The sequence below is a fragment of the Enterococcus malodoratus genome (assembly GCF_027659535.1).
Classification (GTDB): Bacteria; Bacillota; Bacilli; order Lactobacillales; family Enterococcaceae; genus Enterococcus_A; species Enterococcus_A malodoratus.
Genome location: NZ_JAQDPG010000015.1, coordinates 1 through 17,272, shown reverse-complemented (window position 1 = coordinate 17,272; position 17,272 = coordinate 1). Strand labels below are relative to the sequence as shown.

Here is a 17,272-nt window from a genome sequence, read left to right as displayed (position 1 = left end):
AAAAAAATCAGAATTATTTTTTTCTAAAAAATATGAAAATTTTTTTATAACTAGCCGCTGAATATCAATTTTAGGCTTTGATAACTTGTTCTTATACCATTAGATTTTTACGTAAAAAAATTGCATCGTGTTTGCCTTTCTTCCGATTTATCAAAAAAAAGAGCCCTCATATTGAGGGCCCTTGCTAAGCTCTATGCTTTGTAATCGTAAGCTGTTACGATGATTTCTTTCAACTCACTGATCAATGGTTCTTTAGGATTTGCTGTTGTACATTGATCTTCATAAGCCAATTCTGACATACGATCAACTGTTGTATTCAACGTTTCTTGAGTCACGCCTTGCGCTTTCAAGTTCATGTCAATCCCAACTTCTGTTCCTAAGTTGTAAACCGCTTCGATCAACGCTTCAACTAATTCTGCTGTTGTATTGCCTTTAAGTCCTAAGAACTTCGCAATATCTGCATAGTCAGTGTCTGCACGGAAGTAGTCATATTTAGGGAACATCGCATGTTTTTGCGGATCTTTGGCATTGTAACGGATAATATGAGGCAATAGAATTGCATTCGTACGTCCGTGAGGAATACCGTATTCTCCACCAATTTTATGTGCGATTGAGTGACAAATTCCCAAGAAGGCATTAGCAAATGCCATACCAGCCATTGCTGAGGCGTTATGCATTTTTTCACGCGCTTCTGGATCTGCCGTTTTCACTGATTTATCAAGGTTTTCAAAGACGATCTTGATCGCTTGTAAACTTAAACCACGTGTATAGTCAGAAGCCATAACAGATACATAAGACTCGATTGCGTGAGTCAATACGTCCATACCAGTATCAGCAGTAACTGAAGCAGGTACTGTCATTACAAATTGAGGGTCCACGATCGCTACATCTGGAGTCAATGCGTAGTCTGCTAATGGGTATTTCACATGTGTTTCACTATCTGTAATAACGGCAAATGGTGTTACTTCAGAACCAGTACCAGAAGTTGTTGGGATACATACGAACTGAGTTTTTTCAGGTTTGCCGATATTGTACGTCCGTTTACGGATATCCAAGAATTTTTGTTTCGCGCCGAAGAATGAAGTGTCTGGGTGTTCAAAGAACATCCACATACCTTTCGCCGCATCCATTGCAGAACCACCACCAAGAGCGATTACTGTATCAGGTTGGAAGTCGTTGAATACTTCTAAGCCTTTATAAACAGTGTTTGTTGAAGGGTTAGGTTCAACATCAGAGAAGACTTCGATTTTCACGTCATTTTTGCGACGTCCAAGAACTTCGCGAACGATGTCAGCGTAACCGAATTGAACCATACCAGGGTCACAAACTAACATAACACGTTCAACGTTTTCCATTTGTGTCAAATACAATAGAGAGTTCTTTTCGAAGTAGATTTTTGACGGTAATTTAAACCATTGCATATTATTTCTCCGTTTCGCTATAGTTTTAACATTGATTAAGTTAATAGCAGATACGTTCTTAGATACAGAGTTCTTACCGTATGAACCACAACCAAGAGTCAATGATGGGATCATTTCATTGTAGATATCACCGATACCGCCTTCAGCAGATGGTGAATTTACTAAGATACGGCAAGCTTTCATACGCAAACCAAATTTCACTTGCAAGTCTTCGTCTTCAGTATGGATAACCGCTGTATGTCCCAATCCGCCTAATTCAAGCATTCCTTGGCAAAGATCGAATCCATGTACATGATCGTTTGCTTTGATCATTGCTAAAACTGGAGAAAGTTTTTCACGTGATAATGGATAATCAGCGCCTACACCGTCTAATTCTGCAATCAGAATTTTTGTGCCTGCAGGAACTTTGATACCTGCACGTTGTGCGATATCTTCAGCTGAATGACCAACGATTGCAGGGTTAACTGCATATTTGCCTTCATTCATTACAGCGTCTTCTAATCTCTTTAATTCTGCTTTTTTCACTACGTATACTTGATGCGCTTGGAATTCAGCTTTCACTTCTTCGTAGACTTCTTTGTCAACGATGACCGCTTGTTCAGAAGCACAGATCATACCATTATCAAATGATTTTGATACGATCAAGTCATTTACTGCACGTTTGATTTTCGCAGTTTTTTCAATATATGAAGGAACGTTACCAGCACCTACACCTAAAGCTGGTTTACCAGTAGAGTATGCTGATTTAACCATGCCTGGTCCGCCAGTCGCAAGAACGATTGCTACGCCAGGGTGGTTCATTAACATTGATGTTGCGTCAATCGATGGCTTTTCGATCCATTGGATACAGTTTTCAGGAGCGCCCGCTGCGATTGCAGCATCACGAACGATACGTGCAGCTTCAGCCGAACATTTTTGAGCACTTGGGTGGAATGCAAATACAATTGGATTCCCTGTTTTTAATGCGATCATTGATTTAAATATTGTAGTAGAAGTTGGGTTTGTCGTAGGCGTTACCCCACAAACAACTCCGACAGGTCCGGCAACTTCAATTAAGCCTTTTTGTTTGTCTTCGCCGATTACACCAACTGTTTTATCATGTTTAATGCTGTTCCAGATATATTCTGATGCATACATGTTTTTGATGGCTTTATCTTCAACAACTCCGCGGCCAGTTTCTTCAACCGCCATTTTTGCCAACATCATGTGCTTGTCTAGTGCAGCCATTGCCATTTCGTGAACGATATGGTCAACTTTTTCTTGATCGAAATCTTCCATTTCTTTCAGAGCAACATTTGCTTTTGTCGCTAGTTCGTCAATCACTTGCTCAACACTAACCGTGTTTTTTTCCTTTTCAATCGCTTTAGCCATGTGTATCCTCCTAAAAATTTTTGTGTTACTTTTCACATAGATATCATACAACACTGATTCCTGTTTGTAAACAGTTTTTGTGATATTTTTCACACTAATATTTTTTATTAACAAATGCCATTAAAACAATGAGTAAGGAACATTTGTTTTTTTGAGAGATTAAAAAAATTTAGAGACTCTTAAAGAACTTTTTTCACAATGTTTTTTTGCCAGACAGATTTCTATCTGATTCAAAAAAGATAAATATGAAAAACTGATTAGCCGTTCTCTGCTAACCAGTTTCGTTTTTAACTATTTTTTTTGAGAAAGATCCATACTACAGCGAGTAATCCGCCGCCGAGCAGTAAAAGAAACTTATTTTCCGCCATACCAGTCTGCGGATACTGTTTCTTTGTTGAATTTGAAGGTGATTCATTTGTTTGTTCGCTGCTTGCTTTTTGGCTAGTTTCCGTTTCTTTAGGGAATACTTTTTTCACAGGAGCAGCTTTTCCTTCCTTTGTATTTTCCTTAGTCAGTGCCAAGAATTGATCCTCTTTATCAAAAGTAAATTCTAGTGGATCACTATCAAGTTGATAGCCTTCTGGAGCCCCTACTTCTACCAAAGAGTAGTTACCTGCAGGCAGTGGGTTAATATGAAGCTTTCCATTTTCATCGGTAATTAGTTCTTTTCGAAGATACAACTCCTCTCCTTCTGCATTTTTCAATTCGAACTTGGCTCCTTGAAGTTTATCGCCTGTCGATGAATCTATTTTGGTTAAAGTAATTCCTTTCTCATCTTTCATCTCTTCTTCAGAGGTGGAAGAAGATGATGCTGGTGCTGCCTGATACTTCATTGCATTTTCTTTAGCTTTTTGTTTTGCAGCAGGTTTCTCTTGGGGTTCTTTTCTCATTTGAGGAATCGCCAGTGCAGAGACAGCCACAAAATCATTTGAAAACTGTTCTTTCACTGTCGGTCGATTCAAAATCAAAAAGCGGGCTGTTTGAGTGTTTTCAGTTTGGTATTCGTACTGATCTCCTTCTCCCGCTCCTCCTGTAATCACCGTTGAATAACTTGGATTGGTTATTTCCCGAATCAAATAGCTGTGATTATCTTTTAACAGCGAAGACCACCCCATCGCCCCCGTATTTCCGTCAATTCTATCTAGATACTCTCCTTGAGCTGTTTTATTTTTGTAAAAAACTACATTGACTGGATCATTCTTTTGACTCAGCTTCCTTTCTGTAATTCCATAGGCGATAGGATTCATTGATTCGCTCTTGTCTACAAGTACATATTCAAAGTTTTTAAAATCCTTTAGAGCTCCAACCCCTTCTACTTTGGTTACCACCTGAATCAAATCATCGATTGGAGTCCGTAATTCAACAATTTCTAATGTTGAACTATTGAGAGAGTCATTTCCGCCTGGATTGATTTTATTACCTGCCTTTATCGCTTTCAGCTTGACCGTTAATTTCAGATTGTTCAGCATTGTCTGACTGGTAGCCTGTTTATTTAGTGTCACGGTAAAATAATTTTTACTTAATGAGCCCAGTCCAAAGATTTCATTCGTCGTCCCATCTTTTAGTTGGAGTGATGGCGGGTTTTCGTGGCTGCTAAAATAGTGATCATCTGGCAAAGAAACAGTAAAGGTATCTCCCGATCTAATCTCATCATTTTTCTCTTGATTGATTTTTACTGTGTAATTCATTTGAACGATATCATCCACATGGATCTTGTTTTCTTCCGAAACTTCGCCGCCAGTATCTTTTACCAGCTTCAGATCAATAAGACTGATTTTATCTGAAATATCGTTTGCAGCGGTCGAGACTATCGGACATATCGTTCCCATAGTCACCACATAGGACCCTAGCAGTAAAATCAACACCAGAACAGACAAAATACTTTTCCTCATTCTTTTCCCCTCCCATAAATTCCCTCTCTCCTAGTCAAAAATAGAATATTTATCCTGAAATTCATTGTTCCGATGAACAGTCTTTCATGAATTTCTGTCTAACACATCGCTTTTCCTTATTTTCTCAAAAAATGAGGGGTAACTGAGCTGTTTTTCAAATCTTATCTTTCTTAATTTTTAGTCTTAGTAAGTAATCTGGTTTTTTTGATACAACGCAAAAAAAAGCGCGTATAAAAATACGCGCTTCCCAGCAGAAAATATTAATGTAAGAAATAATTCCTACTTATCTTCGGTTTTATCTTCAGGTGTTTCTTCAACAACGGTTTCAACTGGCTCTGTTGTTTCTGGTTCAACAACTTTTGTTTCAACAGGCGCTGCAGCAGGACGTACACCTGATTGAACCGTTCTGATTGAAGAACGATCGAATACTAGGTAGATTCCTTCACAGTCCAAAGTAACTGTCTTGTCGCCGCTGTTGATTTCAGAAATCACACCATGCAAGCCGCCAATCGTTACAACACTGTCGCCAACTTTCATTGCATCTAATACACCTTGACGTTCTTGCTGTTGTTTCTTTTGAGAACGGTTCATCATGAAGAACATTCCCAGCATCAACACAAGTAAGATAATCATTGAAAAGTTTCCCATTTTTAAATTTCCCCTCGCAATCTTAGTAATTCCACTTTTAACTGTAACAAAGTTTTCAATCTTTCACTAGAGTTTTTATCTATCCTTTAAAAACTTTTTGCGTTTTGCTTGTTAAAGCCGTATTCTTCAAAGAATGCTTGGCGGAATTCTAATAAATTATCATCCATAATCGCTTGACGCACTTGCTTCATCAAGTTGATCAAGAAATACAGATTATGATAAGAGGTCAAACGAATACCAAAGGTTTCATCACAATGGATCAAGTGACGAATATACGCCCGAGTATAATTACGACAAGTATAGCAGTCACACTTTTCATCCAAAGGACGGAAGTCATGAGCATACTTCGCGTTTTTAACAACCAAGCGTCCAGCAGATGTCATACATGTCCCATTACGAGCGATACGTGTCGGCAATACACAGTCGAACATATCAACACCGCGAATAACACCGTCAATCAACGAATCCGCCGCACCGACGCCCATCAAGTAGCGAGGTTTGTTTTCTGGAATCAACGGAGTAGTAAATTCCAATACACGATTCATTTCTTCTTTTGGTTCACCAACAGAGAGGCCGCCGATAGAGTAACCAGGGAAATCCATGCTTACTAGATCCTTCGCGCTTTGGCGACGCAGATCCTCAAAACCGGCACCTTGAATAATTCCAAATAATCCTTGTGTTGCTGGATTGGCGTGAGCATTCAGGCCGCGTTCAGCCCAACGTGAGGTACGTTCTACCGATTTTTTGACATAATCGTAGCTTTCGTCAAATGGCGGGCATTCATCAAAGCTCATCATGATATCTGAGCCTAATTTGTTTTGAATGTCGATCGCTTTTTCTGGTGACAAGAACATTTTTGATCCATTCAAGTGATTTTTAAAATGAACGCCTTCTTCAACGATATTACGCATATCAGCTAATGAGAAAACTTGGAAACCGCCAGAATCCGTTAAGATCGGTTGATCCCAATTCATAAATTTGTGCAGTCCGCCTGCTTCAGCAACTAAATCTTCGCCAGGACGCAACCAAAGATGGTACGTGTTACTTAAGATGATACCGGCTCCCATCTCTTTTAAATCCTCAGGAGACATTGTTTTTACGGTAGCCAGCGTGCCTACGGGCATGAACATTGGTGTTGGAAATGTTCCATGAGGCGTGATGATTTCTCCAAGACGCGCCCCTGTATGTTTTTCTTTCTTTATTAAACGATAAGAAATGGCAGGTTCAGTCATTTAATTTCCTACTTTCTTCTATATGTATGTGTTTGCAACTTGTATCATAATACTGGTTTTAACCTGCTTTTGCAACTTTCCGTGAGCAGCTTAAGACTTCCTATAGGAAGAAAAACAGTATTGTTCATAATAGTACAAAGTTTGTTTTTTTAATTTTATTCAAATAAAACAAAATAGCACATTCCGCTCTTTCGATAATATTTAAACAGATTATTGGCAATCGAAAATCCCCTCACGATCGTTTTTAGCCTATACCAAATTATTTAACTGGAATTATTTTAATATTATTCTAATTTTATAATATTTACATTCCCTTATTGTGAAATGAATATTTAATTAGAGGAAGCGTTTACATTTAGAGCTATACCAATTATGATGGATGTGTAAAAAAATATTAGGAGGTAAGAAATGGTTAAAGCGGCAGAGAAGAAGAAGGAACCAATCGATGTTGAGGCTATGGTCAATGACCTAGCAACGAAAGGAAACGACGCATTAAAGGTTTTATCTAGCTTTGATCAAGAAAAAGTGGACCATATCGTTCACGAAATGGCGATGGCAGCACTGGACAAACACATGTTGTTGGCAAAAATGGCAGTAGATGAAACGGGTCGTGGGGTTGTTGAGGACAAAGCAATCAAAAATATGTATGCTTCCGAATACATCTGGAACAATATCAAACACGATAAGACCGCCGGGGTGATCTACGAGGACAAACAAAAGCACCTTGTCCAGATAGCTGAGCCTGTGGGGGTTATTTGCGGTGTAACACCGACTACTAATCCAACGTCAACAACTGTATTCAAATCGCTGATTGCGATTAAGACTCGTAATCCGATTGTCTTCGCTTTCCATCCAAGCGCACAAAAATGTTCGGCAGAGGCAGCTCGAATCGTGCGTGACGCGGCTGTTGCGGCGGGGGCTCCTGAAAATTGTATTCAATGGATTGAAACACCTTCACTTGATGCAACCCAAGGATTAATGAATCATCCCGGCATTGCGATTGTCTTAGCAACCGGAGGCGGCGCAATGGTCAAATCGGCTTACTCGACCGGGAAGCCCGCTTTAGGTGTAGGACCAGGGAACGTGCCATCTTATATCGAGAAAACCGCTAATATCAAACGCGCGGTCAATGATTTACTTGTATCAAAAACCTTTGACAGCGGAATGATTTGTGCTTCTGAACAAGCGGTCATCGTTGACAAAGAAATCTATGAAGATGTGAAAAAAGAATTCCAAGCACATCAGGTTTACTTCGTTAAGAAAAGTGAATTGCGTCAATTAGAAGCTGTTGTCATGAACGAAGGAAAGTATGCAGTTAATCCTAAAATCGTCGGCTTCTCCGCTAAAGCAATTGCTGACTTAGCAGGTATCGGAGTTCCAGAAGGCACCAAGATGCTGATTGCGGAGTTAGACGGAGTCGGCCCGGATTATCCGCTTTCTCGTGAAAAATTATCACCTGTTCTAGCAATGATCAAATCGAATAATACCGAGCATGGTCTTGATTTATCTGAAGGGATGCTGGAGTTAGGCGGACTCGGTCATACAGCAGTAATCCATACAGAAGATCCCGATGTTGAATTAGATTTCAGTTTGCGTATGAAAGCATGTCGGATATTGGTCAACTCACCATCTTCTGAAGGCGGCATCGGTGATATCTACAATGAATTGATTCCATCACTAACGTTGGGCTGCGGCTCTTATGGGAAGAACTCAGTCTCTCATAACGTCTCTGCTCTTGACTTGATCAATATCAAAACTGTAGCGAAACGGAGAAAAAACATGCAATGGTTTAAACTTCCACCAAAGATCTACTTTGAAAAGAACTCTCTATTGTATCTGGCTCAAATGGAAAATGTGGAACGTGTCATGCTTGTTTGTGATCCAGGTATGGTTCAATTTGGTTATGCTGACATCGTACGGGAAGCCCTCGGCAGACGTAAAAATGATGTGAAAGTAGAAGTCTTCTCTGATGTTGAACCAAATCCTTCTACGAATACTGTATACAAAGGGTTAGAAATGATCGTAAACTTCCAACCTGACACGATCATCGCGCTTGGTGGTGGTTCTGCGATGGATGCGGCGAAAGGCATGTGGATGTTCTTTGAACACCCAGATACGTCATTCTTCGGCGCGAAACAAAAATTCTTGGATATTCGTAAACGGACTTATGGTATTGCACCTCCAGAAAAAACACAATTAGTTTGTATTCCGACAACTTCTGGTACAGGTGCCGAAGTAACACCGTTTGCGGTTATTACAGATAGCGAAACCCATGTGAAATACCCATTGGCGGATTATGCCTTAACGCCAAACGTGGCGATCATTGATCCACAATTTGTCTTAACTTTGCCTAAATCAATCGCGGCGGATACAGGGATGGATGTGTTGACTCACGCAATCGAGTCATACGTTTCAGTAATGGCATCAGATTATACACGCGGCTTAAGCTTACAAGCCATCAAGATCGTCTTCGATTACCTTGAAGAATCGGTTAAGACTGGCGATGAGACTGCTCGCGAAAAAATGCATAACGCCTCAGCAATGGCTGGCATGGCATTCGCTAATGCCTTCTTGGGAATTTGTCACTCAATCGCACATAAAATTGGTGGAGAATACGGCATTCCTCACGGACGTACGAACGCAATTCTATTGCCTCATATCATCCGTTACAATGCCAAAGATCCGCAAAAACATGCGATGTTCCCTAAATATGACTACTTCCGTGCAGACACTGATTACGCAGATATCGCGAAATTCTTAGGCTTGAAAGGAAAAACAACAGAAGAATTAGTGGAAGCATTAATTACAGAAGTTTATGAACTGGGCTTGAAGGTCGGTATCGACATGAGCTTGAAAGCACAAGGCGTGACGCAAGAAACCTTGGATTCAACGGTAGATCGGATGGCTGAATTGGCTTATGAAGATCAATGTACAACTGCCAATCCAAAAGAACCATTGATCAGCGAATTGAAAGGAATTATCGTGACAGCTTACGATTACAAAGCGTAATACGGCAGGATCGTTTTACTCCTAAGCAGTGGTCATCACTGCAAAAAAACCTTCGATGATTTTCGTCATCGAAGGTTTTTTAGTTTAAATATTTTCCGGATCTACTTCGGGTGCTTTATGGAACTTGATCAATTCAGTCACAACAATCGGAACTATGGATAGCAAGATCGCAATTACCCAATGATTCATGCTGATCGGAACAAGATAGAACAGTTCCTGAGTTTGCGGAATCAAAGCAATCGCTGTTGTGATCCCAAGCGCTAACCAAGCCATTTGTGCCAATGATTTGTTCGTTGCCAAATCGATTTTGAAGATCGATTTGCTGCTGCGTACATTAAAGACATGCAAGATCGACGAGAACGCCAACACTAGAAATGCCACTGTTTGACCAACTTCTAAGCTTGGTGGTGTAAAGTAGCTGACATGCTCAACAAATGCCCCAATGTAAAAACCAATCAAAGTCACAACCGTAAAGATCGCAGCATTTAGACCGATCTTCTGCCATAACCCGCGAGCAAAGATTCCCTCATCACGAGGAATCGGTTTTTCATCCATGATTCCAGCTTCTGCCGGTTCTCTACCTAAAGCAAAGCCTGGCAATCCATCGGCTACTACGTTAACAAACAACAATTGAACAGCTGTAAACGGTGCCCCCCAACCAAGCAGCATCGCAATGACTACGATAAAGATCTCAGAGATATTACAGCTCAACAAGAAATTGATTGCTTTACGGATTCCTTGATAAACTGACCGTCCGCGAGCTACCGCATCAACGATCGTCGCAAAATTGTCATCGGTCAATACCATATCGGCCGCACCTTTGGCCACGTCCGTTCCGGTAATCCCCATTGCACACCCTACATCACTAGCTTTCAAAGCCGGCGCATCATTTACGCCATCACCGGTCATCGCTACAACCGCACCTGTTCGTTGCCAAGATTTAACGATTCGGATCTTATCTTCCGGCGTCACTCGTGCATAAACAGACAAGTTCTTCACTCGGCCGTCTAACTCTTCATCGGTCATTTTTTGCAGTTGAGCCCCAGAAATCGCTTCTTTACGACTCTTCATAATGCCAAGTTCTTTGGCGATCGCTCCAGCAGTTACAACATGGTCTCCTGTGATCATGACTGTTTTGATCCCTGCTTTTTTAGCACGCGCAATCGCGGCTTTTGATTCTGGACGCGGCGGATCGATCATTCCGATCAGACCCATCAAACGCAGATTCTTTTCCAACGCTTCCGAGGTAATTTCTTTCGGCTCTTCTTCATGGATCGCATAGCCCACAGCAATAACCCGCAAGGCTTTTTTCCCAAAGCGGTCATTAACAATCGCAGCCTGATCTACATCGCCATAATGAAATTTTGGTAGTAAAACATCGAAAGCACCTTTAGTGATAGAAATAAATTTTTTCCCGCGCTTATGTACTGTCGTCATCATCTTTCGCTCAGAGTCGAAAGGTATTTCTCCAATTCGCGGATATTTTTCTTCCAATTCAGCTTTCGTATGGTAATTTTCTTCTACTGCACGAACAATCGCAGCTTCTGTCGGATTTCCTTTGATTTCCAATTCATTGTCATCATTTTCTACTACAACATCGGTACACAAAGCCGCAATACTTAAGACTTCCATTGCCTCTTCCGTCATACCTTCTTCAGTATCTACGACAGAATCGCCATGCGTCCATACTCGACGAACCCGCATTTTATTTTGTGTCAAGGTACCAGTTTTATCTGAACAAATGACATTGGCTGAACCAAGTGTTTCCACCGCAGGCAATCGACGAATAATCGCATTTTTCTGCGCCATCTTCTGGACGCCAAATGCCAAAGTCAGTGTCACAATAACGGTCAATGTTTCCGGAACAGCGGCTACTGCTAAAGAAATCGCCGTGATGAACATATCCAACATTGGTTCACCTTGCATCTCTCCGATGAAAAACACAAAAGCCGCAGCTGCCAAAGCGATCAAACTGATTCGTTTGCCTAATTGATTTAATCGTTTTTGCAGAGGTGTTTTTTGATTTTCATCGCTATTTAAGAGTCCGGCAATCTTTCCCATTTCGGTTTCCATGCCCGTTGCAGTAATAATCGCTTTACCGCGGCCATTGACTACAGTCGAACCTTTATAAAGCATATTCAAACGATCGCCCAACGCATCATCTGCTTCTCCCAAATATTCCGAGTCTTTCATGACTGGTTCGCTTTCACCTGTCAATGCTGATTCTTCCACTCGCAGCTGTGATGCTTCTGCAATACGAGCGTCAGCAGTAATCATCGAACCGGATTCCAGTAATAATGTATCTCCTGGTACTAATTCTTCAGCGTCAATCTCCTGCTGCTTGCCGTCACGTATAACAGTGGCCGTTTGTTTGTTCATGTCCTGTAATGCCGACAGTGCCTTTTCTGCATTGCCTTCTTGAACAATTGCTAAAACTGAGTTGATCACGACAATCGCAATGATCAAAAAGCTTTCAAAATAGTCGCCATGATCAGTAGCAATCGCGGTGTACAGCGATATCACTGCTGCCACCAATAATATAATCGTAGTGAAATCCGTCAGACTATGGAAAAACTTTTTCGCCAATGATTCCTTCGGCGCTTCTTCAAATTTATTTTTTCCGTTATTTTTTATTTTTTCTTCAACACTATTCTCTGTCAGTCCATTATCTAAATCAGCTTGATATTCACTGATCACGGCATCAACCGTCTCTTTGTAGGGTTCCATCCTATTCCTCCTTGCGTTATAAAAAACCTCTTTATATATTTACTATAACACAGAAAAGACACAGAACTCAAAGTATACACCTTGTCCTTTCGTCAAAAAGTAACAAAAAGAAACATTCAAAATAACCAAGTGTAATCGCTTCCAAAAACTACTGAGTTGTGCTATATTATAGATACAAGGAAGGAGGAACTTAGATCATTCGAAGGATTTCTCGATAAGAAAGTAGAAAAAAGTAAACAATAAAAATTGTTAGTAATACAAGATTCACCTAAAAGTTGTTAATAGTATGCGTGTGAAGTATTTCCTTATAAATAGTGAATGCGTATCACAGGTTGAGTAGTACATCAAACACACAAGTAAAAAGATACGTAAGTTAGAAAAGTTTCTTTAAAACTGAATAAAAGTGAAAACGTAGTAAAAACAAATATTTATGTTTATAGTCAAGAAATTCATGTAATACTTTGCATGTATCATAAAAGTAATATAAAATTCGAATGAACTAATCCTTCCGATATTCTAAGAGCCAGGCAGTCGAGAGCTTGGCTTTTTTGCTGCTCAAAAAGGCCAACGAAAAAATTCGTTGGCCTTTCTTCTATTATTTAACGAACATCGCATAGAGGCTTATACCCTTTAACTATGCGGTTTTACTAATGAATAATTTAAATATCCCGAATTAATCCCGACTCGTTTCATTATAAAAATATTGTCTTAAAGTAATAGGCTTTAAATGATACAATACATCTGAAATGTATCATTTTATTGAAAGAAGGGGAAATTTTGAAAAAAATTGTTGGGATCATTATAGCATTGATATTTATTGTTGGATTATCTGGGTGTGGTAAAGAAAAGGAAAGCGAAATACTAACTTTAAAATCTAAAGATTTAGTAGTCACTGAAAACGGAGATTTTATTATCGAAGGGAAAGCTCCAAAGGGAACAACAATTACAATCAATAATAGTCCAATAACCATTACTCGGAACGAAGATGATAGCTTCTCTGAAAGTATACATTTAAACGACCCTATTAACGATGCCATACTTGTCGCAACAGACATGAAAGGAAATAAAAAAGAGTACAAATTGCAATTAGACAGTTCTGAATATAAAGAGAAAATAAATGCTGAAATACAAGAACCCAGCACACAAAGAGCATTAGAGGAAAGTCAAGCGGCAGCACAGAAAAGTAGTATAGATGAAGAAACAGCTCGTAAAAATCAGGCTATTGCGGAAAAATTGCCAGAACTGCAAAGTAATTTACAACAAATAATTGATGTATCGGGCGGCTATGTGACTAGCATTTTACCAACTGGAGGTAATTATGACGCTGTGGATGTCTACATTAAGCAAGATATGAAGTATGACACAGAAGCAAACCGGCAAGAATTAATAGACACGGTTGGAGTAAAAGTACAAGAATTAATCACAGGTTCATTAAATCCGGAAAATCCACCATTAATAACTTTCGTTTACGATAGTACAAAAGAGAAGATGGGTGGTAACTCTGCTTTTCACCCCGAAAGATTTAAATTGAAAAAATGATAAAAACTCTTTATTTGAATACAATGTTTTTGAATTTTTATTTCTAACTATACAAAAAAAGCTCCCCACCAACTAAGGTAGGGAGCTTAACTTTTAATACTTAAATCCTTTAATATGCGCAGGATTAATGCCAACATCCTTTGCTTTACCCATCTCTTGAATCTCTTTCAATCCAATAGGCGCGTCATGATCATTGAAGCCTTCCCCTTTGACACGAACGTCGTATGTTCCATAAGAGTTTTTCTCCGCATAAGTCTGCTTATCAAGAAGTACATCTTTCAAGAAGTTGCGCATGTGGCCTTCCATCTTCTTGCTTTGCTCATCATTCAAATTTCGTGCCTCGATCTTGATTATAGGTTTGTCTCCATCAACGATCGCAATGTTTTGCTGCATGTAGCCTGGATAGTATGTTTTAAGCTCTTGTTTCAAACGATTGACCGCATTCTCATACTTCCATTTTGAATCGCAAGTGATAACCAGCGTATAGACTTTGTTCGGCTGCAATACTCGTTTCACTTGGTCACGAAGCAACGTCCAGGCGTATTTCGTTTGAATACGCTGAACCATTTTTACCGCCTGATCTTTGGTGATATTATCGATCGCAATACCATTTTTATTTCCAGAAGGTTGAGGTTTAGGCGCTGGTGCTGGACTTGGATTTGGTTTAGGCGTGGAATTCAACCGATAGGCATAAAAATAAGGACACCCAGCCATTACCCATCGTTGATCATGATTGGCAATAATTGTTGTATCCTTCCATCCTGTGCATTCTATCCAATTTTGATTATCTAGTGCAATCCCTGTGTGACCACCGGCACCGGCAGAGTATCCTTTTTGTCCCCAGATGATGATATCTCCGCGTTGCATCGGAAAGTCGCTGTTCTCGGCGATCTTTTCATATCCTAACTTCGTAAGGTAATCGTGCAACGTTTCGGTACTCGGAATATATCCATAATCAAAACCACCTGATTCACGTAAAATACGATAGACAGACCCTGAACAATCACAAGTGCCATCTGTGTAATATCGTGAGCCATACATGCTGTAATAGCAATTGTTGACGAATCTCTGAACTACATCTAAACCCGTTTCAATATTAATAGCCATTATTTGTCCTCCTTCTTTTCTTCGATTTCTTTTGGTTGCGGTTGTAATCCAACATTTTTGTCATCTGATTTCTCGTATTTTTCTTGTGCTTTTTTCATGTCCATGCTATTTTCCCTCCTTATTATCAGAATCATAATTATTACTAACCACATTCAAAAGTACCCCTGACAACGTAGCAAGCGCCGTAATTGTCCCCACAATCACTTTTGTATCAAAGCCATATAAACCGCCTAACGTCACGATACAAGCGGTAATGCCTGGCACACCGATCGTTAAAAATCGTTTGATAAAGTCGTATTGTTTGTTGCTTAGTTTCATTGTTTTACCCCACTTTCTTTAAACAATGTTTTAATCTGTTCAGTGTGTTCAATTAATCGATCGTTGTGACGATCTAAACGTTCATCATGAGTCTTCAGCTCATTGTGGATGGACACACGATCAGATTTACTCATCTCTAAATCACGATTGATTAAGTCTAAGCTGTGTGCCATTTTCGTTAGATTGTCCGATATTTTTGTGAAACTCGCTAAAATCGGACGTATGACTAACAAAATCAGACCAGCAATTGTGGCAAACCACCCCGCCCAAGTTGCGATTTCTCCAATGTTTAACATTTGCACTCCCTCTTTACATCAAAATAAAAAGCACACTCGAAAGTGTGCTGAAACAAGTTATACCTCTTCAATTTTTAGTGACGTTAATTGCACTGCAAATGCTTGTTTCCCTGATCTTAATCCAATTTTTAAGGATAGTACATCCCCGCTATTGACAGAAATAACCCTTTGCCCCATCGCTGACCAAGTCAATCGAAGTGTTCCGTTGGTAGCTGCGGTAGCACCCAAAGCAATAAACTCATTCAAGGCATTATTTACATATGCATTAACATGTAAATAGTCAGTTGGATTTGTATCACCAACAACTAGCTTCATACCTCCAGTCACTATTAAATTTGTTGCTCTTTTGAATGTAAACGATCCATCGCTATTGACAGTATATGGTCTATTATTCACATGATTTAGCGATCCACCAACAGAATCTCCATGAGGTACTAATGTTCCTTCATTTGCTACATTTGATAACGCAATCCCTTCTTTAAAAACTTCTTTGAATTTTATTGTGTCTGCTAACGTTTTAGGAGAAATCATTTTGTCATCAGATTGCCCCACGCTAATTTCCGAATAATCAGCCATACGAGAATCTACGTGCTGCTTGACGCCCATCGGTGTTATAAACTTATTTCCTGCTAGTCCCTGCTCTGCATCGGTCTGATTAGCAGTAGCGTAGTTGTCGACATTGCCGAGTCCAACTTTACTTTTAGTCAAATCAGCAGTCTTAGCAAAATGATTGTCTGCTTCTGACTTAGTGTAAAAATCTCCTGCTTTGAATTCTTCCAGCGCATCCGAAATCATTTTAGCAGCATTAGTAGCAGCGGTTGAAATGGTGTTCTTTGCGTTGGTTGCTGTAGTATCTACCGCAGTCTGCGTGCGCATCAGATTTCGTTTTGTTGATAGCTGTCTGCGCGTCGGTAGCTGTTTTTGAAACACCAGTCTCATAGGTTTTAATTTTGCTTTCTAAAGTAGCTACATCACTTTTTAGTTCAGCGAACGCCTGAGCAAGCTCAATAACATAATCTTCTTGTTGTTGTCTTAAGTCAGAAATGCTTTTTTTCTGTAACTGTTGTAATTCCTCAACAAGCTTATTATATTCAGATATGATTGTCTCAGCTTCATTAGCAGTTAAATCGGTATTGTCTAATACGATAACCTCGAAGTCTCCAGTGGTAGCAACAACTCCGTTCTTATCGGTGAATTGGAAATACGACCGCTCATAAGGCCCCGCAACACCAAATGCTTCACTAGGAAAGGTGTATTGAAACAAACCCTTTTTTGCATCCTTTACTTCAATCCCATCAGAGCTAATTACTTCTGATTTATTTGTATATGAACTCGGCGTTCTCGGCATATCGCTTATAATTGGTGATCGCAAATTAATCTCGTCCTGTCCTGCGATCCTACTCAGACGACGGTATGAAGCTAGTATTCGTTTTGCTTTGAATTTTGTTTCTCTTACATCTATCTCTTCGAACAGTTCCAAGGCGATCGCTCCTATGCTATAATATTATGGATGAGATAACGTTTAGCACTGAGCGAAAGCTTGGTGTTTTTTTGTGATATAATCGTTGTGAGCTGGGCTTTTCCTTCAATGGGCGCAAGCATATTTCAACTAGCTCACTGGCAACCGACCACTGGTTGCCTTTTTCTATGCAGTTGGCGACGTTAGCGGATCTCTTTGACATACTCCTCAACTTCTTTCCAGTAGTGCTTAC

At 39.9% G+C, this 17,272-nt stretch carries 12 protein-coding genes; 2 read left to right on the top strand and 10 right to left on the bottom strand.

The genetic code is table 11. From position 1 onward, the window contains the following. Positions 1 to 191: 191 nt before the first annotated feature. The 4 genes from adhE (PGP85_RS19300) to tgt all read right to left on the bottom strand — a co-directional run bounded on the left by adhE (PGP85_RS19300) (position 192) and on the right by tgt (position 6,564). The gene (gene adhE, locus PGP85_RS19300) at positions 192 to 2,792 is read right to left on the bottom strand and encodes a bifunctional acetaldehyde-CoA/alcohol dehydrogenase (RefSeq protein WP_010742853.1); all 2,601 of its coding nucleotides are present in this window, start codon (positions 2,790 to 2,792) and stop codon (positions 192 to 194) included. A 287-nt stretch (positions 2,793 to 3,079) separates the two neighbouring features. Next, positions 3,080 to 4,684: a prealbumin-like fold domain-containing protein gene (locus tag PGP85_RS19295; protein ID WP_270328917.1), complete on the bottom strand. Its 1,605-nt coding sequence runs from the start codon at positions 4,682 to 4,684 to the stop codon at positions 3,080 to 3,082. Between the two features lie 279 nt (positions 4,685 to 4,963). Beyond that, positions 4,964 to 5,332: a preprotein translocase subunit YajC gene (yajC, locus tag PGP85_RS19290; RefSeq protein WP_010742851.1), complete on the bottom strand. Its 369-nt coding sequence runs from the start codon at positions 5,330 to 5,332 to the stop codon at positions 4,964 to 4,966. Between the two features lie 86 nt (positions 5,333 to 5,418). Then, entirely contained in the window at positions 5,419 to 6,564 is a 1,146-nt protein-coding gene (gene tgt / locus PGP85_RS19285; protein WP_010742850.1) for a tRNA guanosine(34) transglycosylase Tgt, read from the bottom strand. Positions 6,565 to 6,972: 408 nt separating this feature from the next. Between tgt and adhE (PGP85_RS19280) the strand changes: the two genes are divergently transcribed. After that, positions 6,973 to 9,573 (top strand): bifunctional acetaldehyde-CoA/alcohol dehydrogenase, encoded by a 2,601-nt coding sequence (adhE, locus tag PGP85_RS19280; protein ID WP_270328916.1) that lies wholly within the window; start codon positions 6,973 to 6,975, stop codon positions 9,571 to 9,573. 84 nt (positions 9,574 to 9,657) lie between these two features. On the opposite strand, the gene PGP85_RS19275 is transcribed toward adhE (PGP85_RS19280), so the two are convergent. After that, positions 9,658 to 12,300, bottom strand: coding sequence for a cation-translocating P-type ATPase (locus tag PGP85_RS19275; protein ID WP_010742848.1), 2,643 nt, complete (start codon positions 12,298 to 12,300; stop codon positions 9,658 to 9,660). Between the two features lie 777 nt (positions 12,301 to 13,077). Between PGP85_RS19275 and PGP85_RS19270 the strand changes: the two genes are divergently transcribed. Beyond that, positions 13,078 to 13,839, top strand: a complete 762-nt coding sequence (locus tag PGP85_RS19270; protein ID WP_270328915.1) for an LptM family lipoprotein — start codon at positions 13,078 to 13,080, stop codon at positions 13,837 to 13,839. 93 nt (positions 13,840 to 13,932) lie between these two features. On the opposite strand, the gene PGP85_RS19265 is transcribed toward PGP85_RS19270, so the two are convergent. The 5 genes from PGP85_RS19265 to PGP85_RS19245 form a co-directional block, all read right to left on the bottom strand. Further along, the gene (locus PGP85_RS19265; protein WP_270328913.1) at positions 13,933 to 14,946 is read right to left on the bottom strand and encodes a peptidoglycan amidohydrolase family protein; all 1,014 of its coding nucleotides are present in this window, start codon (positions 14,944 to 14,946) and stop codon (positions 13,933 to 13,935) included. 105 nt (positions 14,947 to 15,051) lie between these two features. Continuing rightward, the gene (locus PGP85_RS19260) at positions 15,052 to 15,264 is read right to left on the bottom strand and encodes a phage holin (protein WP_176675548.1); all 213 of its coding nucleotides are present in this window, start codon (positions 15,262 to 15,264) and stop codon (positions 15,052 to 15,054) included. Next, positions 15,261 to 15,560, bottom strand: coding sequence for a hypothetical protein (locus PGP85_RS19255; protein WP_176675549.1), 300 nt, complete (start codon positions 15,558 to 15,560; stop codon positions 15,261 to 15,263). The genes PGP85_RS19260 and PGP85_RS19255 overlap by 4 nt, the downstream gene beginning before the upstream one ends. 57 nt (positions 15,561 to 15,617) lie before the next feature. Further along, entirely contained in the window at positions 15,618 to 16,436 is an 819-nt protein-coding gene (locus PGP85_RS19250) for a hypothetical protein (protein ID WP_270328910.1), read from the bottom strand. Next, positions 16,366 to 17,040 (bottom strand): BppU family phage baseplate upper protein, encoded by a 675-nt coding sequence (locus PGP85_RS19245; protein WP_270328908.1) that lies wholly within the window; start codon positions 17,038 to 17,040, stop codon positions 16,366 to 16,368. Before PGP85_RS19245 ends, PGP85_RS19250 begins: the two co-directional genes overlap by 71 nt. Positions 17,041 to 17,272 lie beyond the last annotated feature (232 nt).

Excerpts from the sequence above, each read along its gene's own strand:
- PGP85_RS19295 (WP_270328917.1), bottom strand. The coding sequence starts at position 4,684 with ATGAGGAAAAGTATTTTGTCTGTTCTGGTGTTGATTTTACTGCTAGGG.
- PGP85_RS19250 (WP_270328910.1), bottom strand. The coding sequence starts at position 16,436 with ATGCGCACGCAGACTGCGGTAGATACTACAGCAACCAACGCAAAGAAC.
- PGP85_RS19255 (WP_176675549.1), bottom strand. The coding sequence starts at position 15,560 with ATGTTAAACATTGGAGAAATCGCAACTTGGGCGGGGTGGTTTGCCACA.
- tgt (WP_010742850.1), bottom strand. The coding sequence starts at position 6,564 with ATGACTGAACCTGCCATTTCTTATCGTTTAATAAAGAAAGAAAAACAT.
- adhE (WP_270328916.1), top strand. The coding sequence starts at position 6,973 with ATGGTTAAAGCGGCAGAGAAGAAGAAGGAACCAATCGATGTTGAGGCT.
- PGP85_RS19275 (WP_010742848.1), bottom strand. The coding sequence starts at position 12,300 with ATGGAACCCTACAAAGAGACGGTTGATGCCGTGATCAGTGAATATCAA.
- PGP85_RS19260 (WP_176675548.1), bottom strand. The coding sequence starts at position 15,264 with ATGAAACTAAGCAACAAACAATACGACTTTATCAAACGATTTTTAACG.
- adhE (WP_010742853.1), bottom strand. The coding sequence starts at position 2,792 with ATGGCTAAAGCGATTGAAAAGGAAAAAAACACGGTTAGTGTTGAGCAA.
- PGP85_RS19265 (WP_270328913.1), bottom strand. The coding sequence starts at position 14,946 with ATGGCTATTAATATTGAAACGGGTTTAGATGTAGTTCAGAGATTCGTC.
- yajC (WP_010742851.1), bottom strand. The coding sequence starts at position 5,332 with ATGGGAAACTTTTCAATGATTATCTTACTTGTGTTGATGCTGGGAATG.